The sequence below is a fragment of the Ciceribacter sp. L1K23 genome (genome assembly GCF_018122705.1).
Classification (GTDB): Bacteria; Pseudomonadota; Alphaproteobacteria; order Rhizobiales; family Rhizobiaceae; genus Allorhizobium.
Genome location: NZ_JAGRRC010000002.1, coordinates 526,752 through 553,237 on the forward strand (window position 1 = coordinate 526,752; position 26,486 = coordinate 553,237).

Below are 26,486 nucleotides of genomic sequence, written 5' to 3' on the forward strand. Positions count from 1 at the left end.
CATTGGGATTCTTAGACGCCACTATAGCCAGGCAGCGCAGCGATGAAACCTGTCATACAGGTTTTCCCGTACTAACGCTTCAGCCACTGTGCCAACTCCGCCTCGGCACGCTCAAGCGCCGAATGATTCAGGAGCTTGCGCAGAAAGGCCATCGTGACAGCGCGTGTCCGGAGATTGAAGGAGGCTTCCGCGGTTGGCTCATCAACGGCGCTCTGGACCCCGAGTTTCTGGTAGATGCTCTGTAGCCTGTTCTGTACGCTGCGCAGCGACAGGTGACGACGTCGGGCAATCGCCCGATCGGTCAGTCCGAGCGCGATGTCGACGAGGATCTCGTACTCGGAATCGCTGAAGCCATGGGCATGCCCTTGGCTTTTCTGCTGCAGGCCGCGAATTTCGCGATCGATGACACACTGTGACTCGACAAAGATCGACCGAAGCGCGAGCCGCAGCCGCTCGTCGGACGCCGATTTCAGCACATAGCCATAGGCCGCCCCGTCCGGCACGATCCGGGACAGTCCCCGCACATTCGCCTCGTCGGCATAGTTCGACCAGAAAAGGATGCTGGTATCCGGCCGCTCGCGCCAGATGGTCCGCGCCGCCTCGATGCCGTTGCGCGGGCTCATCTGCAGGTCCATGACGATGCGTTCGAAGCGATGTTCACGCGCGAGTTTTTCGCCGGCCGTTCCGTCGGACGCCTCAAGGATGAAATCACACTCCGGCAAGGCGGTTCTCACCGCTTCATGCAGGTAGGAACGATGCAGCGGGTCGTCCTCAACGATCAGAACTTTCATATCTTCACTCCCTGTTCCAGCCGTGGCAGCCGCACGGAAACCGTTGTGCCGCTCCCGTCGCTCCGGCAGGCAAACTGCGCCGAAATCAGCCTGGCGCGGGTACGCATGTTGTCGATGCCGCTGCCGCGCAGACCGGGGGGCGTCGTCATGCCAATCCCGTTGTCGCGGATATCGAGCACCACAACGCCCTTGTCCTTCCACAGGCGCACATCGACCCGGTCGCCCTGAGAATGGCGGATGGCGTTGTTGATCGCCTCCTGAGCGATCCGGTAGATCGCCACTGATGCCGCCTGCGGCAGTTCGGCGGAGGCCCCATCGGTCTCGTCGAGAAGCTCCCATTCGATCGACATGCCGCTATCGCGGATCGACCGTTCGAGATGGTTCTCGATGGCCTCGGCCGGGCCGAAGAGTTGCAGTACGGAGGGGCGCGCCTGCTCGATGATCTGCCGAAGGTCCCGCATGGATTGCTGCAGACTGCGCGTCAGAGGTTCCAGCATCTCGCCGGGAAGATCGGGCATCAGGCTAAGCCGCTCCAGACGGCGCGCAAAGCGCGTCATGTCCGCCAGCGTCTGGTCGTGCAGCTCCATCCCGATGCGCTGCCGCTCGGCCTCCAGTGCCTCGGTCAGGCGCCCAGCCCCCTGGCGCAGGGCCTCTTCGCGAACCCGCGTCTCGGCCTCGACGATCGCAGATTTCTTGGCGCGTTCCGCCGACAGGAGAGCGTAGAAGTAGGGCGCGATCAGGTCCCCGATCGCCGAAGCTTTGTCGAGATCGCCTTGGCCGTACACGCCCGCCCGCAGGCTCGAGCAAGACAGGGCGCCGATCGTTTCACCATGCACCTTGAGCGCCACATGAAGCCGGCTCTTCAGCTTGTGCTCGATGATCGGAAAGGAAAACGACCCCTCGAAATGAAACTGCGGATCGGTGCTGGCATCGTCTGTCACGATTCGGTCCACCTCGCCTCGCAACAGACTGCGCAAAGGGCTATGGTCGATGCTCGCGGGCGGGCGCCGGCTCCAGTCCGTCTCTATCCCGCTTTCATACGCCGTGTGAAACGTGCTCCCAGGCGCAATGATGCACACGTCCATGTGGTCGTTGGGCACAATATCCTTGATTTCCTTGGCGACCGCGTCTATCGCCGACTGGAAATCGAGCTGCCCGGCCAAAAGTCGCGATATGCGCAGGTATTGTGCGAACAGATCCGCCGACAACGCTTTGGGCATCGTCTCCTCCCGCCGAACCCTCCCCGGTGCGGCTCTCTTCCCGAATAGCATACCCCCTTACTACACCTTCGTGTCTTGCGGGAACCCGCAAACGATCTGCGGTTCCCCGCATATGGTTTGCTCGCCTCCGTCTATACAGGCTTTTACATTTCCTTCATCCTTTCGGTCACTGGGGCAAGACCTCAGAACCAAGGTTCCGGCGACCCGTTGAGGAGCGGCCCGGAAACAGCCGCGTGACGGCATTGAGGGAGAGAGACATGAATTTCAGGACCATACTCATGGCGTCCGTCGCCATGGCATCCATCGCCGCACCGATCGCGGCCCAGGCAGACACGTCTTCCAAGAAGATCGCGCTGTCGAACAACTACGCCGGCAATTCCTGGCGCCAGGCCATGCTGACCAGCTGGGACAAGGTGACGAAGGACGCCGTTTCGCAGGGCGTCGTCGCCGCTGCCGATCCGTTTACCACCGCCGAGAACCAGGCGACGGAACAGGCCGCGCAGATCCAGAACATGATCCTGCAGGGCTATGACGCGATCGTCGTCAACGCAGCCTCCCCGACGGCCCTTAACGGTGCGGTCAAGGAAGCCTGCGATGCCGGTATCACCGTCGTGTCGTTCGACGGCATCGTCACCGAACCCTGCGCCTGGCGCATCGCCGTCGACTTCAAGGAAATGGGCCGCAGCCAAGTGGAATACCTGTCCGGCAAGCTGCCCGATGGCGGCAACCTGCTGGAAATCCGGGGCCTCGCCGGCGTCTTCGTCGACGACGAGATTTCCGCCGGTATCCATGAAGGCGTGAAGCAGTTCCCGCAGTTCAAGATCGTCGGTTCCGTCCATGGCGACTGGGCCCAGGACGTGGCGCAGCGCGCTGTCGCTGGCGTTCTGCCGAGCCTGCCGGAAATCGCCGCGGTCGTGACCCAGGGCGGTGACGGCTACGGTGCCGCACAGGCCTTCCAGGCCGCCAACCGTCCGACGCCGATCATCGTCATGGGCAACCGCGAGGACGAACTGCAGTGGTGGAAGCAGCAGAAGGATGCCAGCGGCTATGAGACCATGTCGGTCTCTATTGCTCCCGGCGTCTCCACGCTCGCCTTCTGGGTCGCCCAGCAGATCCTCGATGGCAAGGACGTGAAGAAGGATCTCGTCGTGCCGTTCCTGCGCATCGACCAGGACAATCTCGAGAAGAACCTCGAGACCACCGAAAAGGGCGGCGTCGCCAACGTTGAATACTCGCTTGAAGACGCGCAGAAGGTGATCGAGGCGGCCAAGTAAGCCGCGTCGTCACCGACACCGCACTCCGCCCGCCCTTCCCTGGTGGCGCGGCGGAGTGCCGGATACCGGAATACCCAAGACCAGAGGTCATACCCGCTTTGTCAGCCATGCCTTCATCCAATTCCGTCGTTTCAGTGCAAGGCGTGCGTGTCGCCTTCGGAGCTGTGAAGGCTCTCGACGGTGTCGATCTCGACATAACCTCGGGCGAAGCACTTGGCCTGGTCGGCCACAACGGCGCCGGCAAATCGACACTCGTCAATGTCATCAACGGCCTGCTGACACCGCATGAAGGTGAAATCCGATACGGCACGGCGGACACCATCAGCGGCGTTTCCGGAGCGCGCGCCAACGGCATTCGCTGCGTCTTCCAGGAACTGTCGCTCTGCCCTAACCTGACGGTGGCGGAAAACACGCGGGTCATGCACGCACAGCTATCCGGCTTCGGCTGGAGGAAGCGGGCCGCTACCCTCGTTGGCAAGACGCTCGACGACATTTTCCCCGGCCATCATATCCAGGCGGATTCCGCTGTCGGCGATCTTTCGATCGCCGAGCGCCAGATGGTCGAGATCGCGATCAACTTCATGGCGGCGCCCGACAGGCCACGGCTGGTCATTCTTGACGAACCAACATCCTCGCTCGACGCAGGCCTTGCCGAACAACTGCTGGCCTATGTACGCCGTTTCGTATCGGAAGGCGGGTCGGTCATCTTCATCTCCCATATCCTCGGCGAAATCCTGTCTACCTCCAGCAGGATCGTCGTCATGAAGGACGGGAAGATCGTCACCGACCGACCCGCTTCCGAATTTTCCGTTCGAAGCCTTGTCGAAACCATGGGAAGCGTCGTCAAGGAACGCGCAGCCGGTCGGGAACGTGCCAGCCGGTCCGAGCAGGCCGTCACGCTCTCTATTCCCTCGCCATTTGGCGGCATTGGCTTCGAGGCGCGCCGCGGAGAGATCGTCGGCCTTGCCGGTCTCGCGGGCCATGGCCAGACGACCATGCTTCTCGAACTCTTTCGCAAGAATTGCGGCAACTGGTTGCCGACTGCTGAAAGCCCAGTGGCCTTCGTCGCCGGCGACCGCTCGCTCAACGGCACCTTTCCCCTATGGAGCATCCTGCGCAACCTGACGATCGGAAATCTGAACGCCCTGTCTCGCCTCGCCGCCATAGACCGCGGCAAGGAGCTCTCTCTCGGCGAGGACTGGAAGCAAAGAATGGCGATCCGGACGCCGGATACCGCCAATCCCATCCTGTCCCTGTCGGGCGGCAATCAGCAGAAGGTGCTCTTTGCCCGCGCCCTGTCTACGACAGCCCAGGCCGTGTTGATGGACGACCCGATGCGCGGCGTCGACATCGGCACCAAGCAGGAAGTTTACGCGACCCTGCGCCGCGAGGCAGACGCCGGCAGAACCTTCGTCTGGTACTCGACCGAGATGGACGAAATTCAGCTTTGCGACCGGGTCTATGTCTTCCGGGATGGGGCCATCGTCACGGAACTCGTCGGCGAGGCCATCACCGAGGAAGCCGTGCTCGAGGCATCCTTCACGGGAGAAGCGGCATGAAGGCGCCCTCGGCCAACACCCTGCGGCTGCTGATACCGGCCGTCTCTCTTGTGGCCTTGCTCGGCGCCGTCTTCTATCTGCAGCCGCGTGCGATGAGCTATACCGGTCTCAACCTGCTCTTCAATCTGGCGGTGCCGATCGCGCTCGCCACCATCGCGCAGATGATCATCATCGCGGTCAACGATCTCGACCTCTCGATGGGCACCTTCGTCAGCTTCGCCGCGTGCGTCACGGCCGCCTTCATGCCGACCCAGCCCGTACTCGCGGTATTGATCCTGCTCGGCGCCGTTGGAGTTTACGCCCTGATCGGCTTCATGATCGCCTATCGCGACCTCCCATCCATCGTGGTGACGCTCGGCATGAGCTTCGTCTGGGGCGGCCTTGCCGTGATCATTCTGCCGGCCCCAGGTGGTCAGGCACCGGAATGGCTCCGGACGATCATGACCGCCAAGCCGCCCTTCATGCCGATGGCCATCGTCGCCAGCATCATCATTGCGGTTGTCGCTCATCTCCTGATCATGCGCACCACCTTCGGCGTCGTCATCCGCGGTGTGGGCGGCAATGCCCGGTCCGTCGCTCGCGCCGGCTGGTCGGTGCTGCGCGTCAAGGCATCCGCCTATGCCCTGGCCGGCGTATTCGCTGTGCTGTCCGGCATGGCCCTCGTCGGCTTGACTACATCCGCCGACGCCAACATCGCGCTGCGCTACACGCTGCTCTCCATCGCCGGCGTCATCCTCGGCGGCGGCGAGTTCGTCGGCGGCCGTGTTTCTCCAATCGGTGCCGTTGTCGGCGCGCTCACGCTGACGCTTGCGGCTTCGTTCCTGTCTTTCCTGCGCATCTCGCCCGACTGGCAGATCGGTGCCCAGGGTGCGATCCTCATCGTCGTGCTGGGCCTGCGCCTTCTCTTCAACCGTCACGACGCTCGGGCCGGCAAGGAGTGAAGCGAATGACCACGCTGTTTTCCAAACCCTGGATCTGGTCCTTCGTCGCCGCGCTCGCGACCTGGGTGATCACTCTGCTGTTCACGGGCGGGGCGAGTTTCGTCGGCCTCTCCCAGGCCGCCCTCACCTTTGCAGCCTTCTCGATCGTCGTCGGCATCGGCCAGATGCTGGTGATCACACTCGGCCCCGGCAACATCGATCTGTCGGTCCCGGCAACCATTACGCTGTCCGGCACCGTCGCCCTGAAGATCATGGACGGCCAGGATTCGATGATCCTCCTCGGCCTGATCGTCGCAATCGCTATTGGCGTTGCGATAGGCATGTTGAATTACGCCCTGATCAAGCTTTTGCGCATTCCGCCGATCATCGCCACCCTTTCCACCAGCTTCATCATCCAGTCGGCCGCGATCTGGTACAATCGCGGTCTGCGCATCAAGCCGCCGGAAATGCTGGCCAATTTCACCACCGCGACAACTCTCGGCATCCCCAACCTTGCCATCGTCGCGCTGGTGCTTTCTATCCTCGGATGGTGGATTCTGGAGCGGACCATCTACGGCCGCTGGATTTCCGCGATCGGCCAGAGCATGTTCGCGGCGCGGATGGCGGGAATCCCGGTCGACGGAACGCGTCTCGCCACCTACGTCCTCTGCGCCATCATGGCCGCGCTTTGCGGTTATCTGCTCGCGAGCTTCTCTGGTGGCGCGGCGCTCAACATGGGTGCGGAATACCTGCTGATGTCGATCGCGGTCGTTGTCATCGGCGGCTCGGCGGTGGCCGGCGGCAACTCCAACGTGCCCGGCATCTGGGGTGCGGCGCTCTTTCTTTTCCTCGTGGTATCGATGCTCAACACCTATGGTTTTGGAGCCGGCATCCGCCTGATCCTCACCGGCGTCATCATCATCACCGTCATCCTCGTCGCCAGCCGTCCCGTCCGAACGCGATGAGCCGTCCGATGTCCATCACTATCAAAACCGGCAGCAAGACGATGGCCAACACAACCGACACCCTCTACGAAATCCGGGACCCGCGATTCCAAAACCTGATCGTCTCGAGCGCCAGGCTGGAGGAACTCTACTCTGGCTGCCGCTGGGCGGAGGGACCTGTGTGGTTCGCCGACCAGAACTGCCTGCTTTTCAGCGATATCCCCAACCAGCGTATGCTTCGCTACGTTCCCGACCACGGCGTGAGCGTCTACCGGGACCACACCAACTTCATCAACGGCAACACGCGCGATCGGCAGGGCCGGCTGATATCATGTGAACACGGCGGTCGGCGCCTCATCCGCACCGAGATCGACGGTTCGATCACCATCCTCGCCGAAAGCTACCGGGGACGCCGCCTGAACTCGCCCAATGACGTCGTGGTGAAATCTGACGGAAGCATCTGGTTCACCGATCCGAGCTACGGCATTCTCTCCGACTACGAAGGCTACCGTACCGAACCCGACCTGCCGACGCGAAACGTCTTCCGCCTCGATCTGGTGAGCGGCGAACTGGAAATCGTTGCGGACGACTTCAACCAGCCGAATGGCCTCGCCTTCTCGCCCGATGAAAGCCTGCTTTATGTTGCTGATTCCGGCGCCAGCCACAATGACGCCCTGCCACGCCACATCCGCGTCTTCGATGTTCTCGATGGGCGGAGGCTGTCAAACGGCCGCGTGTTTTGCGAGGTGGACCAAGGCCTACCCGATGGTTTCCGCATCGACACAGCAGGCAATCTCTGGACCAGCGCCGGCGATGGTGTCCATTGCTTCGCGCCGGACGGGATCCTCCTCGGCAAGATTCTCGTGCCGCAGACGGTCGCCAATCTCACCTTTGGCGGCCCCCGCCGGAACCGCCTCTTCATCACCGCGACGAACTCACTCTATGCGATATATACGACGACAAACGGCGTGCAATATCCGTGAGCTAGACCTGATCGGGCAAACCTGGAACAGAACCTGCGACCGGCACCTCATCCATTCCGACGCCCTTCACGAGGATAGGCGTTCCACCGGGCACGCGGTTGTAAAGATCGATCACATCCTGGTTGAGCATACGCACGCAACCGGATGACACCGATTTGCCGATCGTCCACCATTCCGGCGAACCATGGATGCGATAAAGCGTGTCCTCGCCGTTCTTGAAGATGTAGAGCGCACGAGCGCCAAGCGGATTGTTGAGCCCAGGATCCATTCCGCCATTGGCGATCGAATAGGGTTCGAGTTCCGGCTGTCGTGCGACCATTTCGTTGGGCGGCGTCCAGCGTGGCCACTCGCGCTTGTACTGGATCACGCCGCGACCGGACCACTCGAAACCGGCCCGGCCAAGCCCGACACCGTAGCGCATGGCTTGGCCGCCCTCATAGGTCAGGTACAGGAAATGGTTCGTGGTATCGACGACAATGACGCCGGGACGTTCGCCTGTCACGTTCGGCACCATCTGCCGATAGAACCGTGGATCGATCTTCTCATACGGGATCGCCGGCAGCGGAAACTGCTCCTGCGGCATCGCGGCATACATCAGCGCGTACATGGAGTTGTCGACCGGCTCGGGTTGAGCCTCGGCCCGCTGGGGCGATGTCGTCGTACAACCCGCAAGCAACGTGGTCGCCACTCCGGCGCCTCCGATTAGGAAGGAACGACGGTTCAGTCTATTCGATATCAATGCATGTCCTCGCTGTCTTACTGTGCGCCGGTATAGGGATCGGCAAGCGCCGCTTCCGGCCGGCTTATCGGGTATTTGGTGGCTGAGATTTTCGCCGCCATCGTCTTGGGGCCCTGCTTCAACAGGATCGCCCGGAAACTGGGATGCATGCCTCCGTCGACATATGCCAACGTAGAGACGGGGGAAATGTTCGAGGACGCGACCTCGATTTTTTGCCGTTCGGCCTCAAGCTTCGCCATCAGCGCGGCATCGGGCGTCGACATGGCCGGCGGGCAGGCGGCCAGTGGATCCCTGGGTTCGCCGCCTGAAAATTCGGTATTGAAGACGTAACGCCCGCCGCACACCGATACCTTCGGCTGCCGCCTTGTGAATGCGAAGGAATCATACCCCTCCTTCAGCGTCCTCCAGAAAGGCATGTTGGGATCGTCGCGATACTTCGCCATGTTTTCGGCTGTCATCCGGAAAGGATAGGCCTGGACCTGGAAACTCCGTTGGCCGCCCGCCAGCGCCTTCTGCACGATCGCATAGATCTCCCCGACCTGCTGGTCGGTCATGGCATAACAGCCAGACGACGAGCAGGCCCCGTGCACCATCAGGGCTTCGCCCGTGTATCCCAGCGCGGATTCAAGCCGGTTCGGATAACCGAGATTGAAGGACACGTAGTACTGGGATTTCGGGTTCAGCATGCCCGCGTTGACATGATAAAAACCCTCGGGCGCCTGCCGGTCGCCGCTCTTTTTCTTCGGACCGAGCTTCCCGGACCAGCGACACATCGGATAGGTCTTGAACAGCGCATAAGTGCCGCTCTTGTCGACCTTCCAGACCTCAAGCTCGCTCTCCTGTTTGAAGATGCGCACAAGCACCGGGCTTTCCGGCTTCATGCCCTTCTTCGACATCTCCGTCGTCACCTTGCGAGAGAGTTGCGGCACGCTCGCCAGATCATCCAGCCCCATGCCGACGCAGCCCGACAGCAGCGCGCTAACAGCAACCACGCCGACGGCCTTCCGAACGACGGAAGGTTTTGTGAGAGCTGGCAGGGAGGACAGGAATGTTGTCAACATGTGCATGGTTTTGTTCTGCGCGTCCGGACGAAAGTGAGTCGCTTTGTTCGTCAGAGAGTCCCGCCGATTTATGAGAACTCTGTTAAGGTTGACAGTCACGATACGCTCACGATTACGTCAGGCGACTGTCGGAACGCAAAAACATGGCGCGGATGCCACCGGTTGAATGTCAGCGAAGCTTCCATGCGCGACAACAATGACCAGATTATGCTCCGTCATATCGCACGGCGTCCTCGCCGCTTTGTCGGATCAGGAACGTGGCTCGACGGCGGTTCGCACGGGGGCGATGCGACCATAAAATCCGTTGAGTGCGACCGCCGTCAAATAGATGGGAATCTGGGCGCATCCCAGGAAGAAAAGAAGGTCACCGGTCGACTCAGGGGGCAGAACGGTGAGGAACAGGGCCATATTTCTGTTTCCAGCCACCACGCCGATGGATGGGGCAGAGCTAGCCTGACCGGACGTTCGGGCAAGAAGCGCCGCTGCGACCTGCAGGCCGAAGTTCAGGATAAACACGTAGCAGAGCATACTGACAAAGCGGAGCGGCTCGTTGACCAGCACCGGTCCAACTTCCGACATCAGCCCCACGACAACCACAGCCATCGCGATGGCCGACATTCCATCAACAATCTCGGACGCATCCTGTTCGAGACGGGCGGGGATCGCCTTGCGAACCGCCGTCGCGGCGAGTGCGGCAACCACAATAACGGCAAGCAGCTTGAGGGATGCGCCAAGCACCAGCCACGAACTGCCATAGGTCGGCAGAAAGTAGAAGACCGGAATGACCGTCAACGGTAGCAGCACCACGCCAAGCACCATCAGGCGAAGCGCCGGCGCAGAATCGTGTCCGGTCATGGCGACGATATGAGGACCGCCGGAGAGCGGTGCAGCCGCTAGCATGAGCAGGGTCGCGACCGCCAAGGGATATGACAGCAGTTGAAGACCCGCGAGAAAAAGGGCGAGTCCCACCGGCAGAAGGCACTGGAGCAGCAAAACGACGAGAAGCGAGCGCCGCGCGCTTCCGATCGCACCGGTCGCCGCTTTCGGCCCCACGCGCAGCACGGCGAGGAAAAGAAGCGCCGCGACCAGCGGCCCGATGTAAGGTGCTATTTGCAGTGCGACCGGCGGCAACGCAACGCCGGCGACGATACCCGCGATCAGGATCAGGCGTCCGTGACGTCCTGCAAGCCTGATCGGATAGGTCAGGCCCGCCAACACAACACGCCTCACATGGATGCCGCCGAGCGGGCGGCCTGATCGTAGTGTCCGGACAAGGCACGAAGCCGTCCGGCTATCGATGAGAGGCTCTCCGACGACATTTCCGTCGAGAGCACGGACTTGACGAGAAGGGTTTCGCGAATCTGGAAGTAGCGATCACAGGCTTCTTCGCCCGCCGACGTCATCGACACGATCTTTTCCTTGCCACGCTTGCCGGACCGGATGAGCTTGAGACGCTCCAGTTTCTTGATGGCATAGGTCACGACATGCGTATCCTCGATGTTGAGGATGAGGCCGATGTCGGCAATTGTTCTCGGTTTGCTGCGGCTGCGAATGTTGTGGAGGATCAGGATGTCCATCGGCGAAAGATCGGGAACACCGGCCGCCGCCATGCAGCGCACCATCCAGCGGCTGAAGGCATGATTGAGCATGATCAATCCGAACTCGATCTCGGACAACGCGGGCAATGCGCCACTCGCCAGATGGCCTGACGAAACTATCGGCCCGAAATCCTGCTGCACCTCGGTCATGACCCCTCCTCGATGATGAAACGCCGCCAGCGACTCGATGCCCGGCGGCGTTTCCGCATGCCTATTACATCTTCTTGTAGGCGTCGATGATCGCCTTTCCGTCATCGCCTGCCTTTTCGAGCCATGCCTCGGTCAGCGTCGCGCCGACCGCATCCATGTCGCTCTTCAACTGGTCGCTCGGCGGAGCCACCGTCATGCCGTTCTCTGTCAGAGCAGCCATGTAGCCTTTGGTCTTTTCCTCAGCCAACGCCCAACCGCGGGTTTCGGCCGCGGCAGCAGCCTCCTCGACAGCCTTCTGCATGGCGGGATCAAGCGCCTCGAAGGCACCCTTGTTCACGAAGATGACGTTCTTCGGCAGCCAGGCCTGGGTGTCGTAGTAGTGGGTCAGCGACTCCCAGATCTTGCTGTCGACACCGGTCGCCGACGATGTCATGAGGGCCTCGACCACGCCGGTCGCAAGAGCTTGCGGCAGTTCGGCCGCCTGAACCGTCACCGGCTGCGCACCGACGATTTCCGCGATACGAGAAGTACCGACGTTGTAGGCGCGCCACTTCAGCCCTTTCAGGTCGGCGGCGCTATTGATCTCCTTCTTCGCGTAGATGCCCTGAGGCGGCCACGGCGTTGCGTAGAGAAGTTTGACGCCCTGCTCGTCCAGTGCTGCGGCGACTGTTTCCTTGGACGCATCCCACAACTTCTTGGACTGCTCGAAGGAGGTGGCAAGGAACGGAATGACGTCGATACCGAAGACCGGGTTCTCGTTCTCGTGCAGCGACAGCAGCACTTCGCCGGCCTGAGCCTGACCGGTCTGGACAGCGCGCTTGATATCGGGAGCCTTGAACAGGGAGGCATTCGGATGGACGGTGATCTTCAGTTCGCCGTTCGTCGCCTTGTCGACATCGGCCGCGAACTGATTGAGATTCTCGACGTGGTAGTTCGTCTGCGGATAGGCCGACGGCAACACCCATTCCGTCTGGGCCTGGGCGGTGACGGCAAGCGAAACGAAGATCGCACCTGTTGCGGCAAGGCGTGAGAGGAAAGATGATTTTATGGTCATGTTTCAGTTCCCTTCTTTATTAGCCCGGGAATGCCATTTTCGGCAGAAGCATCACGATGCCCGGGAAGATCGTGAGTATTGCGACGGTCAGCAGCAGCAGGCCGAAGAACGGCAGGGCGGCCTTGGCAACGGTCAGGCTGTCACGCCCGCTCATGGTCTGCAGCACAAAGAGATTGAAGCCGACGGGCGGGGTGATCTGCGCCATCTCGACCATCAGGACGAGAAATACGCCGAACCATATCAGGTCAAAACCGGCCTGCTGGATCATGGGTAGGACGACAACAGTCGTCAGGACGATCATCGAGAGTCCGTCGATGGCGCAACCGAGCAGCACGTAAAGGATCGTCAAAACGGCGATCAGCGCATACGGGCTGAGATTGAAGCCGTCGACCCATGTAGCAAGCGCATTCGGTATCCCGGTGTAACCCATGGCGATCGACATGTAACCCGCACCGACGAGAATGAGCATGATCATGCTGGTCATGCGGGTGGCGCCCATGACGCTCTCGCGGAAGGTCTGCCACGTCAGGCTGCGCTGGTAGCCGGCGATCACAAGTGAGCCGAGCACGCCCCATGCGGCGGATTCCGTGGCGGTCGCCCATCCCAGCATCAGGGAAGAGAAGACGAGGACGATCAGCAACAGAATGGGGATGAGGTTGATCGACTCCCTCACCTTCTGCCGGAAGCTCATTTTCGGAGCCGGCGGCGGCGATGTTCCCGGGCTCATCAGAGACCAAACGACGATCATGCCCGTGTAAAGCACCATCACCAGCAAGGCAGGCAGCAGGCCCGCCAGGAACATCTGCAGGATCGAGACATTCGCCGCGACCGCATAGACGATCATGATGATGGAGGGCGGAATGAGAAACCCGAGCGTCCCGGCGCCCGCCAGCGATCCCAGACTGAGCATTTCGTTGTAGCCGCGCTTCTTCAGTTCCGGCAGCGTTATCTTCGCGACCATCGCCGTCGTCGCGGCAGACGAACCCGAAACCGCGCCGAACAGCCCGCAACCGAACACGTTCACATGGATCAGGCGCCCCGGCAGCCAGTTGAGCCAGGGTGAAAGACCACGAAACATCTCATCCGACAATCGCGTCCTGTAGAGAATCTCACCCATCCAGATGAACAGGGGAAGCGCTGCAAGGCTCCAGGATGCGCTTCCGGCCCAGGCGCTGGTGGCGAGCGCCGGACCGATCTGGATACCTGCCGGCGCGAACTGCATGGCGATGAAACCGCAGACGAGCAGCGCGAGGCCGATCCAAAGACCGCCGAGCAGCAGCAGGAAAAGCGAGGCCAGAATGATGCCGGAGGTTTCGACGAGGTGCATGGCCTCCATGTCATGCTCCTCCCTGCAGGACGCGCTCGATGACTTCGTCATTGCTCTTCGGCTTCGGCTTTTCGTAACGCGGCGGATTTCCACGCAGGAGGCTGAAGAGTTCGTCGACGAATGCGATCACCAGGATCGCCAGACCGCAGGCGACGCCGAGTTGCGGAATCCAGAGCGGGACCGCCACGACCCCTTGCGAGATATCATTGAAACGCCAGGACATCCTGACCATGTCGATCGCGTACCACGCGAAATAGGAGACTGCCGCAAGCCCCAGAGTCGTGCAGCTGATTTCAATCACCTGCCGCAGCCTGCCCTCGAACCTGTCGACCAGCAGCCCCATCCGGATCAGTTCGCCCGACCGGAACGTATGGGCTAGCCCTAGAAACGCGCAGGCTGCCATGCACCAGGCGGTAAAATCATCGCCCGATGGGATGTCGATCCCGAGAGGCCGGCCCGCGGAGAGGCCCAGCATCAGCGCGAAGATCGCTACGAGAAAGGCCCCGGCGAGCAGGCCGGCACCGATGTAAAGCCCGTCCAAAAGCCGACGGACAACGGTGGGTTTGCCAGGTGGTTTGGGCAGATCAGCGGCGGACATCGAAAGCCCTCCGCGCAGCAATTGCGTGGGTCATTGCGACTGGTTCCCCTTGTTTCGGCAACACTCTGCGGTGTTTTTGCCTGTTATGAGGGCATGATGCATTAGCAGGCAATTTTCTGTCAACAGCATATTGACGATTTATCGATAAAATGTTTTCGTTTTCCGAAATCAGCATAAAGACAAGGGGAACGAATATGTCTCGGCTCTGGGATTTCTGGATCGATCGCGGCGGCACCTTTACCGATATCGTCGCGCGCAGGCCGGACGGAACACTCGTCGCCCATAAGCTGCTGTCAGAAAACCCGGAAGCGTATCGCGATCCCGCAGTCCAGGGAATTCGCGACCTTCTGGGCCTCGAAAAGGGTGACAGCGTACCGGTCGACAGGATCGGCGCCATCAAGATGGGCACGACCGTTGCAACCAACGCGCTTCTGGAGCGCAAGGGCGAACGCCTCGTCCTTGTTACCACCAGCGGCTTCCGGGATGCGCTGGAGATCGGTTACCAGGCGCGTCCTGACATTTTTGCCAAGAATATCGTCAAGCCGGAACTTCTCTACTCATCCGTCATCCAAGCGGCGGAACGAGTTCTGGCGGACGGTACGGTCGAACGGGAGCTGGACAGGACGGCGCTCGAGGCGGACCTGCAGGCGGAATTCGACAAAGGCATCCGCGCCGTCGCCATCGTTTTCATGCATTCCTACCGCTTTCCCGAACACGAGAAGCAGGCCGCCGACATTGCCCGCAATATCGGTTTCACGCAGATCTCAGTGTCCCACGAAGTGTCGCCGCTCATCAAGCTGGTCGGCCGCGGCGACACCGCTGTCGTCGATGCTTATCTCTCTCCGGTCCTGCGCCGCTATGTCGAACAGGTGGCCTCCGAGCTGCAACTGAGTGCTGACGACGGCCCCCGCCTGATGTTCATGCAATCCTCGGGCGGACTGACTGCCGCCAGCCTGTTCCAGGGCAAGGACGCCATCTTGTCCGGTCCCGCCGGCGGCGTCGTCGGCGCTGTCGAGACCACAAAACTGGCCGGCTTCGACAAGATGATCGGCTTCGACATGGGCGGTACGTCCACCGACGTGTCTCACTACGATGGCGAACTGGAGCGGGCCTTCGAGACCGAAGTCGCGGGCGTCCGGATGCGCGCGCCGATGATGAAGATCCACACTGTCGCCGCCGGCGGCGGCTCGATCCTGACCTATGACGGTTCGCGGTTCCGTGCTGGCCCGGATTCGGCCGGCGCCAATCCTGGGCCGACGGCCTATCGCCGCGGCGGCCCACTCGCCGTGACCGACGCCAACGTCATGGTCGGCAAACTGAAGCCGGAGTTCTTCCCCTCCATCTTCGGCCCGCAGCAGGATCAGCCACTGGACGCGGATGCTGTGCGCGAGGCATTCGCCAACATGGCGGCCGAGGTCGGTGACGGGCGGTCGCCTGAAGAAGTCGCCGACGGTTTCCTCGCCATAGCCGTCGAGAATATGGCGAACGCCATCAAGAAGATTTCGGTCCAGCGCGGCTACGACATCTCAGATTATTGCCTCACGTGCTTCGGCGGCGCCGGCGGTCAGCATGCCTGCCTTGTTGCCGACAGCCTCGGCATGAAGACCGTGCTCATCCATCCCTTCTCCGGCATCCTCTCGGCCTACGGCATGGGCCTTGCCGACATCAGGGCGGTTCGCCAGCACGCTATCCTTACGGAACTTGCGGATGCGGATTCGGCAATCGCCGAGACTCGCGGAGAGCTCGAACGGCAGGTCCTCGACGAACTGATCAGCCAGGGCGTGGAGGATGCCGAAACCGTCACCCGCCTGCACCTGAACTACAAGGGTACCGACACCGCGCTGCCCATCCCCTTCGGTCCGGAACCGGAGATGATAGCGGCCTTCGAGGACGCCCACCGCAAGCAGTTCGGCTTCATCTTTGAGGATCGCCCGATCATGGTGGATTCGCTCGAGGTCGAGGCGATCGGTGGTGGCGCGGGACTATCCGAGCCCGTCGACGAGACCGCGGAATGGGGTGCTGACGCGAACAGTAAGACGCGCTTCTTTTCCGGTGGTGGCTGGCACGAGGCCGGCATCTATCCGCGCAAGACCTTAACGCCCGGCGCGGTGGTCAAGGGGCCAGCCCTCATCATCGAGCCGCACCAGACGATCGTGGTCGAACCCGGCTGGCAGGCGAAGATCAACAGCCGCGATCACATCGTGCTGACGCGCGTGGAGGTCCTCGCCCGTCGCGCGGCGATCGGCACCACGGCCGATCCTGTCATGCTAGAGGTTTTCAACAACCTCTTCATGTCGATCGCCGAACAGATGGGCGTGACGCTGCAGAACACCGCACATTCGGTCAACATCAAGGAACGCCTCGACTTCTCCTGCGCGGTGTTCGACGCCAGCGGCGCCCTCGTCGCCAACGCCCCGCACATGCCGGTGCATCTCGGCTCTATGGACCGGTCGGTGGAAACCGTCATCCGTCTCAACGAAGGCAATATCCGGCCGGGCGATGTCTTTGCCCTGAACGCTCCCTACAATGGCGGCACGCACCTGCCCGACATCACCGCTGTCACGCCCGTGTTCGACGACAAGGAGGAGAACATCCTCTTCTACGTCGCCTCGCGCGGCCATCACGCCGATGTCGGCGGCAAGGCTCCCGGGTCGATGACGCCTCTCGCAACGGTGGTGGACGAAGAAGGCGTTCTCTTTGACAACTTCCTCGTCGTCGAAAAGGGCAGGTTCCGCGAAAAGGAACTCGAGGCCATGCTGCTCGACCATGCCTGGCCGGCGCGCAATCCGGCCCAGAACATCGCCGACCTCAAGGCCCAGATCGCCGCGAATACGAAGGGCGTTCAGGAGCTCAGAAAGATGGTCTCCCATTTCGGCCTCGACGTGGTCCAGGCCTACATGCGGCACGTCCAGGACAACGCCGAGGAAAGCGTTCGCCGGGTCATCGAGAAACTGTCGGACAGCGAATTCACCTATCCGACGGATCAGGGTTCCGTTATCAAGGTCAAGATAACGGTCGATCGTGACAATCGTGAAGCCACGGTGGATTTCACCGGCACCAGTCCGCAACAACCGAACAACTTCAATGCGCCGGAACCGGTGACCCGTGCAGCCGTTCTCTATGTCTTCCGGGTCATGGTGGAGCAGGATATCCCGATGAACGCCGGCTGCCTGAAGCCGATCCGCATCGTGGTGCCGGACGGGTCCATGCTGAAGCCGGTCTATCCGGCGGCGGTGGTCGCCGGAAATGTCGAGACCAGCCAGCATGTCACCAACGCTCTCTTCGGAGCACTGGGGGCGATGGCCGCATCTCAGGGCACGATGAACAACCTCACCTTCGGCAACCAGACCTACCAGTATTACGAGACGATCTGCTCCGGTTCTCCGGCTGGCGTTCTCAACGACGGCCGCGGCTTCGATGGCACCGACGGTGTGCATGTGCACATGACGAACTCCCGCCTCACCGACCCGGAAATCCTGGAATTCCGCTTCCCCGTCGTGCTGGAAGACTTCCACGTCCGGCGCGGCTCGGGTGGCAAGGGACGGTTCTCGTCCGGCGGCGGCACGAAGCGCACGATCCGCTTCCGCGAGGAAATGGACTGCGCCATCCTCTCCTCGCATCGCACCATCCAGCCGCATGGCCTCCTCGGCGGCGAACCGGGGGAATTAGGCAGGACCGAAATCCGACGCCTCGACGGTACGATCGAGGAACTGCCCGGCTGTGCCCAGACGATCCTGAAGTCCGGCGAAGCCGTAACCGTTATCACACCGACAGGCGGCGGGTTCGGCAAGACCTGATGGCTGTCAGCTCTCAGGCGAGCAAAAGCTCGGCTCCCGCTGTCCGCAATGCCTCGGCGATGTCGGACGGCGGTGCCTTGTCTGTCGCCAGTTCGGTGACGGCGTCAAAGCCGGCCACCTTCACAAGCCCCTGACGGCCAAACTTGCTGTGGTCGGTCACAACCAGCGCCCGCTGCCCCCGCGTCAGGACCATGCGGGCGAACTCGGCCTCCTCGAGGTCGTAGTCCATCATGCCGTCGGTGTTTACCGCACCCGTTGAGATCACCGCATGGGTGACCGTGAAGCGGCCAACGAAATCGATGGCGGTGGTGCCGAACGCCGCACCATTGTCGCTGCGCAACTCGCCGCCGGCCATATAGACCCGGTTGTCGTTGACCGTCGCCAGCGTCCGGGCAACGTCGGAGGAATTGGTGACGACCGTGAGACGGCGATGGCCAAGCAGTTCGCGCGCGAGGAAGCTCGTCGTCGTGCCGGTGTCCATCATGATGGAATCGCCATCGCGGATGGTCCGCGCCACCGCAGCGGCAATCGCCTTCTTCGCCTCGCTGTTTTCCCGCATGCGTTTTTCGAACGGCGCCTCGCCAACGATGGACGGCAGGCTGACGGCGCCGTGCATCTTGACCACACTGCCATTGCCGGCGAGCGGCCGGATATCGCGGCGAACGGTTTCAAGCGACACGTTGAGTTTTCGGGCGAGCTCCGCGATGGCGACCGTCCCATCCTGCTCCAGCAGCCGGAGAATGTCTCTGTGGCGTTTCGAGGGGCCCATTCCTGTCATGCTCCGCAGGGTGTTTGTCTTGCTCTCAATACTCAAGCCCGAAGCACGCCGCAACCAATAGCGGCATATTCGGGCATAAAAACACAAAAAACCACAAAATGCGATTGACAAGCCAAGCGCTCTCGCACGAGACTGCCTGCATGCACCCTCGTCCACGAGATACGAAAAGTACGGGGAACGACGAGCGGGTGTCTTGCCAGATCCAACATCTTCAACGGGCTCTACTGGGAGAACTCGAATGCTTGATCTTGTCCGCCTGCCGAGAATTGCCGCAACAGCCCTCTTCCTATCAGGCGTCGCCCTGACCGGTCCGGCCTTTGCTCAGGAATCCACCGATCCGATCAAACTGACGCTGCACGACTGGACCGGTCAGTTGATCACCACGCAAATCATGGGTGAGGTGCTGAAAAAGGCGGGCTATTCCGTCGAATATGTACAGGCCGACTACCTCGCGCAATTCGCCGGGCTCGAGTCCGGCGACCTCCACGTCGCCATGGAAATCTGGGAAACGACGGGCCGCGAGGCCATGGATGCCGCCACCGCCACCGGCAAGGTGGAGAACCTTGGCGAAACAGGCATGCAGGCCAAGGAAGAATGGTGGTTCCCGGAATACATGAAGGAAAAGTGCCCCGGTCTGCCGAACTGGGAAGCACTGAAGGATGAAGCCTGCGCCGAAGCCTTCTCGACGGCTGAAACCGCCCCCAAGGGCCGCTATCTCGGCGGTCCTGTCACCTGGGGCGGGTTCGATGACGAACGCGTGGAAGCGCTCGATCTACCCTTCGAGGTCGTCCACGCCGGAACCGACGCAGCCCTGTTCGCGGAACTGGAAAGCGCCTATCAGCGCCAGGCGCCCATCCTGCTCTGGATCTATGCGCCGCACTGGGCACCCGCCAAGTACAAGGGCGAGTGGGTGGAATTCCCGGAATACACGAAGGAATGCTACGAGGATCCGGCCTGGGGATCGAACCCGGACATGGCCTATGATTGCGGCAAGCCCTTCGGCCCGATCTGGAAGGTCGGCTGGTCCGGCGTAAAGGACAAGTGGCCAGGCGCCTACGAGGCCATCAAGGCGTTCAACATCAACAACGACGAAATGGGCGCGATGATCACCGAGGTCGATCTCGACGGCAAGAAGGTCGAGGATGTTGTCGCCGAATGGATCGGCGCCAATGAGGCCCGCTGGTCGGAGTGGATCAAGAAGTAACAAGCTGGTTGCGGTCACCCGCGCACTCCCTCGGCGCGGGTGATCGTCTTTTCCTGCGGCCCCGACGGGCCAATCGTCCTGCCATCCAGCGGAAATGTCATGTCGACTGAAGCCAAACTCGTCTGCCGCAATGTCTGGAAGATATTCGGCGCAGGCGCACGGGAAGCCGTGGGCGCCGCCGGCGGCAAGCCGAACCCTGAGGAACTGGCCCGCGCCGGCCTTGTCGGCGCCGTCAGGGATGTCAATCTGGAGGTCAGAACCGGCGAGATATTCGTCATCATGGGACTGTCCGGCTCCGGCAAGTCCACGCTGGTCCGCTGCCTGTCTCGGCTGATCGAGCCGACATCAGGTGAAATCCTTTTCAACGGCGAAAACCTGCTCGCCGCGAGCGAAGCGCGGATGATCGAAATCCGCCGCCACCAGATGGGCATGGTCTTCCAGCACTTCGCGCTGCTGCCGCACCTGACCGTCCTCGACAATGTGGCCTTCCCGCTCGAGGTTCAGGGCATCGACCGGGCAAAGCGTGAAGAGCGCGCGCGTCGCATGATCGAACTCGTCGGACTGGCGGGCAAGGAAGATGTCTTTCCGCGCCAACTCTCGGGCGGCCAGCAACAGCGCGTCGGCATCGCCCGCTCGCTTGCGGTCGAGCCGGAGCTCTGGTTCCTGGATGAGCCCTTCTCGGCCCTCGACCCGTTGATCCGCCGCGAAATGCAGGACGAGTTCATGCGACTGCAATCGGTGCTCAAGAAGACCATCGTCTTCATCACCCACGATTTCGACGAGGCCATTCGTCTTGCCGACCGCATCGCGATCATGAAGGATGGCGAGATCGTCCAGGCCGGCACGCCGGAAGAGCTAGTTCTCGCGCCGGCGACCGACTACGTCGCCGAATTCACCCGAAACGTGGCCCGTTCAAAGGTGATCAAGGTCTCGTCCCTGATGCACCCCCTTGCAACTTCATTGCCGGCGATCACCATCAGCCAGACTGCGTCCGTATCGGAAGCTGCTCCCCTCTTCGCAAATGCCGGTGAGGTCGTGGGAGTGGTCGATGCAACAGACCAACCGGTTGGTCTTCTGCGACGCGCCGACGTTATCGACGTGATGATGCAGGGCTGAGCCGATGAGCGAACTGTCAGCCCAGGTTCTCGATCCGGTCCCAATCTCCAGATCACCGAGGTCCGGTCGTGCCTCGACGATTGTCCTGACCATCACCGGCATCCTTGTCGCGCTTGCCTGGTGGCTTGGACCATCGATCGGCAAATGGGCCTTCGACTACCCGCGCGCATGGCAGCTCCCGGCCGCGCGTCATATCAGCCAGTGGATGAAATGGCTGGTGAACGAAGCAAGCTTCGGCCTCTTCACCTTCACCGATTTCACCCGTTTCATCGCGGCACTGATCGATATTCCCTACACCCTCGCTCTCAGTCTGCTCTCGACCGGGTTCCTGTCGGGACAAGGATCGGCCGCAGTCCAGATCGTGCCGCCGATCTCGTTCCTCGGTGTCATCGTTCTCGTTGGTCTCCTCGGATATTACGCCGGCGGCCGCAAACTGGCCGCGCTGGTGGTGATCTGCTTCGGATTCCTCGCCCTCTTCGGACAATGGACGAGCGCCATGGTCACGCTGGCCTCGATCCTCGTCGCCGTTCCGATCGGGGTGATCCTCGGCCTGCTGCTCGGCCTTGCCGGTTATCGCTGGCCGCTCTTCGAACGGGCCATCACACCGCTGCTCGACCTGATGCAGACCATCCCGATCTTCGCCTATCTCGTGCCGATCCTCTTCTTCTTCGGCTTCGGCCCGACGGCAGCCATCGTCGGCACGCTCATCTACGCCATGCCTCCCATGGTCCGGATCACCATCCTCGGGCTGCGCGCCGTGCCGTCCGAAATTCGTGACCTCGGCCACATGGTCGGCTGCTCGCGCCGCCAGATGACTTGGAAAGTGATGGTCCCCTCGGCAGCCGATGCGCTGATGGTCGGCGTCAACCAGGTCATCATGCTCTCGCTCAACATGGTGATCATCGCCTCGATGATTGGCGCCGGCGGCCTCGGCTTCGACGTGCTCGCCGCCCTCCGCCGCCTCGATATCGGTGCGGGTTTCGAGGCAGGCTTCGCGATTGTTGCACTTGCCGTCGCCCTCGACCGGCTGAGTCAGGCTTTCGCCAGGAAAGCCTCTGTTCCTGCGACGACTTCAGCAACCGACCAAGGCCTCGTTCAGCGCCATCCCTACCTGTCCGCGTCGCTTGCCGTCATCGGTCTCGGCCTGCTGGGAAGCCTGATCTCCCCCGCACTGGCGACACTGCCCGATAGCCTCACGCTCTCGACCGGCACCTTCTGGAACGAGGTCGTCAAGTGGATCAATGTCAACTTCTTCGATGCGTTGGAGGCGATCCGCACGACACTGCTGCTGCACCTGCTGGTGCCGTTCAAACGCTTTCTCGCCGAACTGCCCTGGGTCGGCGTGGTCGCCATGCTGGCGCTTGCCGGTTACCGGCTCGGTGGCATTCGGCTGGCACTCCTGACCGGCCTCCTGTCTTTTCTCATAGCCGCCACCGGCCAGTGGGAAAAAGCGATGGTGACCGTCTACCTCTGCGGCATCGCGGTCGTCATTGCCAGCCTCATCGGCATCCCTATCGGCATTCTCGCGGCTGAACGCGACCGGCTCTGGCGCTGGCTGCAGGTGGTGATCGACACGCTCCAGACCTTGCCATCTTTCGTCTACCTGATGCCGGCCGTTATGCTGTTCCGGGTCGGCGACTTCACCGCCCTGATCGCCATCGTCGCCTACGCCGTCGCGCCGGCCATACGCTATACCGTGCTGGGCATCCAGCGTGTCGACCCGAAGGTCGTGGAGGCCGGTCGCGCCATGGGCTGCACGCCCTGGCAGATCCTTACCAATATCAAGCTGAAACTCGCCCTTCCCGAAATCATGCTCGGGCTGAACCAGACAATCATGTTCGCCCTGTCGATGCTGGTGATCACCGCGCTCGTCGGCACCCGAGATCTCGGCCAGGAAGTCTATATAGCGCTCACCAAAGCCGACACGGGCCGTGGCCTGGTCGCCGGGCTTGCCGTCGCTTTCATCGCAATCATTGCCGACCGGCTGATTTCAGCCGGCGCGGCGCGGGTCAGGGAGCGGATCGCATGAGCAATCATGTACCCAACCCTGATATGGAGGATCGAATCGCCGCCCTGCCCTGCTGGAACGGCGCAATCGAGATTGCCGTCCTCAAGGGTGGCCTCAGCAACGAGAGCTTCGTCGTTCGTGATGCCTCGGGCCGCCATGTCGTCCGCTTCGGCACCGACTATCCGTTTCACCAGGTCTATCGCAATCGTGAACTGATGACCGCCCGTGCCGCCCACGAGGCCGGCTTTGCCCCGAAGGTGGAGTATGCGGAGCCCGGCATCATGGTCTCGGCTTTCGTCCAGGCGAGGACCTTTGCCGGCGATGATGTGGCTGCCGAGCGTCAGCGCGTGGCGCTTTTGCTGCGGCGGTTTCACAAGGAGATGCCGCGCCACGTGTCCGGCGCCGGTTTCATGTTCTGGCCGTTTCACGTCGTGCGTGACTACGCTCGCACGCTGCAGGCCGGGGGCAGCCGCATGATCCCCGAACTCGCCCGCTATCTGGTTCTTGCCGAGGAACTTGAAGCCGTACAGGCGCCGCTGCCGATCGTCTTCGCCCACAATGACCTTTTGCCTTCGAACATTCTGGATGATGGCGAAAAGCTGTGGCTGATCGATTTCGAATATGCCGGCTTCTCGACGGCGATGTTCGACCTCGCGGGCGCGACATCCAATGCGGGGCTGACACCCGATCAATCGGAGGAATTTCTAACTGCCTATTTCGGTGGCGAACCCTCCGCTGAGATCCGTCGTTCAATGGCCGCGATGCAATGTGCCTCGCTGCTGCGCGAGGCGATGTGGAGCATGACCTCCGAACTCTACCTCAACGCGCCAGGCGCCGACTACGTCGGCTACACCGCCGAAAACCTCACGCGCCTCCAAGAAGCGCTCGACCACTACTACTCAGTCTACGGGAAACACTCGTCATGACCCTGCCCTCTCATGCCCAGATCGTCGTCATCGGCGGCGGCATCATCGGCTGCTCGACAGCCTATCACCTGGCGAAGGACCACAAGGCCGACGTGCTTTTGATCGAACAGGGCACGCTGACATCAGGCTCCACCTGGCACGCGGCCGGTCTCGTCGGCCAGCTTCGTTCCTCCGCTTCGATCACGCGCGTGCTGAAATACTCCGTCGAGCTGTACGAGGGTCTCGAGGCGGAGACCGGACTGGCGACCGGCTGGAAGATGACCGGCTGCCTGCGGCTTGCCACCAACCAGGACCGCTGGACGGAGTTCAAGCGCCTGGCCACCACCGCCGGCAGCTTCGGCATGGACATGCATCTCGTCTCGCCCGAAGAGGTGAAGAAGATGTGGCCGCTGATGAACGTCGACGATCTCGTCGGCGCCAGCTGGCTGCCGACCGACGGACAGGCCAGCCCCTCCGATATTACCCAGTCGCTTGCCAAAGGCGCCCGCATGCACGGCGCGAAGATCGTCGAGAACGTTCAGGTGACCGGTTTCGAGATGAAGGACGGCCGTATCACGGCTGTGAAGACCAGCGAAGGCGACGTGTCCTGCGAAAAGGTCGTCAACTGCGCCGGCCAATGGGCTCGCCAGGTCGGCGACATGGCCGGCATCAACGTGCCGCTGCAGGCGGTCAAGCACCAGTACATCATCACCGAGAAGATCGACGGTCTCTCGACCGACGCCCCGACGATCCGCGATCCGGACCGCCGCACCTATTTCAAGGAAGAGGTCGGAGGCCTTGTCATGGGCGGTTACGAGCCGAATCCGCAGCCCTGGTTGACCGGCGATCTCCCGAACGACTGGGCCTTCCGCCTGTTCGATGACGACTTCGATCACTTCGAACAGCATATGATGCAGGCGATCGAGCGCGTGCCGGCGCTGGAGAATGTCGGCGTCAAGCAGATGATCAACGGCCCTGAGAGCTTCACGCCGGATGGCAATTTCATCCTGGGCGTCGCGCCCGAATGCAAGAACATGTTCGTCGGCGCCGGGTTCAACGCCTTCGGCATCGCCTCCGGTGGTGGGGCGGGCTGGGTATTGGCGCAATGGGTGATCGACGGCGAGGCACCGCTCGATCTCTGGGTCGTCGATATCAGACGCTTCGCCGGCATGCACCGCGACCGCCAATGGGTCTGCGACCGGACGGTGGAGGCTTATGGTAAGCACTACACGATCGGCTTCCCGCACGAGGAATACGAAAGCGGCCGTCCGCGTGTCGTCTCGCCCCTCTACGACCGCCTGAAGGCCTCCGGCGCCGTTTTCGGTTCCAAGCTCGGCTGGGAGCGCCCCAATTGGTTCGCGCCCACGGGCATGGAGCCAAAGGACATCTACTCCATGGGCCGGCAGAACTGGTTCGAGCCGGTCGGCGACGAACACCGCCATGTGCGTGAGGCGGTTGGCGTCTTTGACCAGTCGTCCTTCTCGAAATACGAACTGACCGGTCCCGACGCCATGAAGGCGTTAGACTGGATCTGTGCCAACGATGTCTCCAAGCCGGTCGGCCGACTTACATACACGCAGCTTCTAAACACCCGTGGTGGCATCGAGGCCGATATCACCGTTGCCCGTATCGCCGACGAAACCTTCTACATCGTCACCGGCACTGGCTTCCGCACGCACGATTTCGGATGGATAGCCGACCATATTCCGGACGGCCTCGACTGCACTCTCACCGACATTACCGAGCAGTGGGGCACGCTCTCGCTGATGGGGCCGAAAGCCCGCGATGTGCTCGCCGCCGTCACCTCAGCGGATGTATCGAACGCCGCCTTCCCCTTCGGCCATGTTCGCGAAATCCCGATCGCCGGCGCCACCGTGCGGGCGTTGCGCGTCACCTACGTCGGCGAACTGGGTTGGGAGCTGCACATCCCGATTGCAGCGCTCGGCAAGGTCTATGAGGCCCTGATGGAGGCCGGCAAACCACACGACATACGCCCCATCGGCTACCGCGCTCTGGAATCGCTGCGTCTGGAGAAGGGATACCGCGCCTGGAGCTCGGACATTACCCCCAACGACACACCATTCGAGGCGGGCCTCGGTTGGGCCGTGAAGCTGCGCAAGAACACCGACTTCCTCGGCCGCCGCGCCCTCGAAACTCTTGCCGGTCAGCCGCTGAAGAAACGCCTGATGGGCTTCACCGTCGATGATCCGTCGATCGTGCTCGCCGGTCGCGAAACCATCCTCAGAAACGGCGAGCCGGTGGGGTACCTGACCAGCGGCGGCTATGGCTACACGCTCGGCAAGAACATCGGTTACGGCTATGTCCGCAATCCGGACGGTGTGAGCGACGATTATCTGTCGACCGGCATCTACGAACTCGTCGTCGCGGCGGAAAAAACGCCGGCGACCATTCACTTCGGGCCGATGTTCGATCCGGCCATGGACAAGATCAAGGCCTGAG

At 61.9% G+C, this 26,486-nt stretch carries 21 protein-coding genes; 11 read left to right on the plus strand and 10 right to left on the minus strand.

The features are described from left to right. Positions 1–71: 71 nt before the first annotated feature. The gene (locus tag J5J10_RS21460) at positions 72–791 is read right to left on the minus strand and encodes a response regulator transcription factor (RefSeq protein WP_211931672.1); all 720 of its coding nucleotides are present in this window, start codon (positions 789–791) and stop codon (positions 72–74) included. Then, the gene (locus tag J5J10_RS21465) at positions 788–2,011 is read right to left on the minus strand and encodes a sensor histidine kinase (RefSeq protein WP_211931673.1); all 1,224 of its coding nucleotides are present in this window, start codon (positions 2,009–2,011) and stop codon (positions 788–790) included. The genes J5J10_RS21460 and J5J10_RS21465 overlap by 4 nt, the downstream gene beginning before the upstream one ends. Before the next feature lie 257 nt (positions 2,012–2,268). Between J5J10_RS21465 and J5J10_RS21470 the strand changes: the two genes are divergently transcribed. From J5J10_RS21470 to J5J10_RS21490, 5 genes are all read left to right on the plus strand, one after another. Further along, positions 2,269–3,285 (plus strand): ABC transporter substrate-binding protein, encoded by a 1,017-nt coding sequence (locus J5J10_RS21470; protein ID WP_211931674.1) that lies wholly within the window; start codon positions 2,269–2,271, stop codon positions 3,283–3,285. A 107-nt stretch (positions 3,286–3,392) separates the two neighbouring features. After that, the gene (locus J5J10_RS21475) at positions 3,393–4,844 is read left to right on the plus strand and encodes a sugar ABC transporter ATP-binding protein (protein WP_211931814.1); all 1,452 of its coding nucleotides are present in this window, start codon (positions 3,393–3,395) and stop codon (positions 4,842–4,844) included. Then, a complete protein-coding gene (locus J5J10_RS21480; RefSeq protein WP_211931675.1) occupies positions 4,841–5,785 on the plus strand; it encodes an ABC transporter permease in 945 nt (314 codons plus the stop codon). Before J5J10_RS21475 ends, J5J10_RS21480 begins: the two co-directional genes overlap by 4 nt. After that, on the plus strand, positions 5,782–6,729 hold the full coding sequence (locus tag J5J10_RS21485) for an ABC transporter permease (RefSeq protein ID WP_211931676.1): 948 nt from the start codon (positions 5,782–5,784) through the stop codon (positions 6,727–6,729). Before J5J10_RS21480 ends, J5J10_RS21485 begins: the two co-directional genes overlap by 4 nt. Before the next feature lie 41 nt (positions 6,730–6,770). After that, a complete protein-coding gene (locus J5J10_RS21490) occupies positions 6,771–7,691 on the plus strand; it encodes an SMP-30/gluconolactonase/LRE family protein (protein ID WP_211931815.1) in 921 nt (306 codons plus the stop codon). Between the two features lies 1 nt (position 7,692). Here J5J10_RS21490 and J5J10_RS21495 read toward each other — a convergent pair whose 3' ends face one another. From J5J10_RS21495 to J5J10_RS21525, 7 genes are all read right to left on the minus strand, one after another. Then, entirely contained in the window at positions 7,693–8,430 is a 738-nt protein-coding gene (locus tag J5J10_RS21495; RefSeq protein ID WP_211931677.1) for a L,D-transpeptidase, read from the minus strand. A 17-nt stretch (positions 8,431–8,447) separates the two neighbouring features. Then, positions 8,448–9,491, minus strand: a complete 1,044-nt coding sequence (locus J5J10_RS21500; RefSeq protein ID WP_249117009.1) for a murein L,D-transpeptidase family protein — start codon at positions 9,489–9,491, stop codon at positions 8,448–8,450. A 249-nt stretch (positions 9,492–9,740) separates the two neighbouring features. Further along, the gene (locus tag J5J10_RS21505; protein ID WP_249116981.1) at positions 9,741–10,706 is read right to left on the minus strand and encodes a hypothetical protein; all 966 of its coding nucleotides are present in this window, start codon (positions 10,704–10,706) and stop codon (positions 9,741–9,743) included. 11 nt (positions 10,707–10,717) lie between these two features. Further along, on the minus strand, positions 10,718–11,239 hold the full coding sequence (locus tag J5J10_RS21510) for a winged helix DNA-binding protein (protein WP_208553766.1): 522 nt from the start codon (positions 11,237–11,239) through the stop codon (positions 10,718–10,720). A gap of 64 nt (positions 11,240–11,303) precedes the next feature. Further along, positions 11,304–12,293: a TRAP transporter substrate-binding protein gene (locus tag J5J10_RS21515; protein WP_211931678.1), complete on the minus strand. Its 990-nt coding sequence runs from the start codon at positions 12,291–12,293 to the stop codon at positions 11,304–11,306. Positions 12,294–12,312: 19 nt separating this feature from the next. Continuing rightward, a complete protein-coding gene (locus tag J5J10_RS21520) occupies positions 12,313–13,629 on the minus strand; it encodes a TRAP transporter large permease subunit (protein WP_211931679.1) in 1,317 nt (438 codons plus the stop codon). Between the two features lies 1 nt (position 13,630). Further along, positions 13,631–14,218 (minus strand): TRAP transporter small permease, encoded by a 588-nt coding sequence (locus J5J10_RS21525; protein ID WP_211931680.1) that lies wholly within the window; start codon positions 14,216–14,218, stop codon positions 13,631–13,633. Between the two features lie 194 nt (positions 14,219–14,412). On the opposite strand from J5J10_RS21525, the gene J5J10_RS21530 reads away from it, so the two are divergent. Further along, a complete protein-coding gene (locus tag J5J10_RS21530) occupies positions 14,413–18,015 on the plus strand; it encodes a hydantoinase B/oxoprolinase family protein (protein ID WP_211931681.1) in 3,603 nt (1,200 codons plus the stop codon). Between the two features lie 13 nt (positions 18,016–18,028). Here J5J10_RS21530 and J5J10_RS21535 read toward each other — a convergent pair whose 3' ends face one another. After that, the gene (locus J5J10_RS21535) at positions 18,029–18,784 is read right to left on the minus strand and encodes a DeoR/GlpR family DNA-binding transcription regulator (protein WP_211931682.1); all 756 of its coding nucleotides are present in this window, start codon (positions 18,782–18,784) and stop codon (positions 18,029–18,031) included. A 247-nt stretch (positions 18,785–19,031) separates the two neighbouring features. Between J5J10_RS21535 and J5J10_RS21540 the strand changes: the two genes are divergently transcribed. The 5 genes from J5J10_RS21540 (at position 19,032) to J5J10_RS21560 (ending at position 26,485) form a co-directional block, all read left to right on the plus strand. Beyond that, entirely contained in the window at positions 19,032–19,997 is a 966-nt protein-coding gene (locus J5J10_RS21540) for an ABC transporter substrate-binding protein (RefSeq protein ID WP_211931683.1), read from the plus strand. Between the two features lie 99 nt (positions 19,998–20,096). Beyond that, entirely contained in the window at positions 20,097–21,113 is a 1,017-nt protein-coding gene (locus tag J5J10_RS21545) for a betaine/proline/choline family ABC transporter ATP-binding protein (protein ID WP_211931684.1), read from the plus strand. Positions 21,114–21,117: 4 nt separating this feature from the next. Continuing rightward, positions 21,118–23,142: an ABC transporter permease subunit gene (locus tag J5J10_RS21550; protein WP_211931685.1), complete on the plus strand. Its 2,025-nt coding sequence runs from the start codon at positions 21,118–21,120 to the stop codon at positions 23,140–23,142. After that, the gene (locus J5J10_RS21555) at positions 23,139–24,047 is read left to right on the plus strand and encodes a choline kinase family protein (RefSeq protein WP_211931686.1); all 909 of its coding nucleotides are present in this window, start codon (positions 23,139–23,141) and stop codon (positions 24,045–24,047) included. Before J5J10_RS21550 ends, J5J10_RS21555 begins: the two co-directional genes overlap by 4 nt. Further along, positions 24,044–26,485 (plus strand): FAD-dependent oxidoreductase, encoded by a 2,442-nt coding sequence (locus J5J10_RS21560; RefSeq protein ID WP_211931687.1) that lies wholly within the window; start codon positions 24,044–24,046, stop codon positions 26,483–26,485. The genes J5J10_RS21555 and J5J10_RS21560 overlap by 4 nt, the downstream gene beginning before the upstream one ends. The last annotated feature ends 1 nt before the right edge of the window (position 26,486 follow it).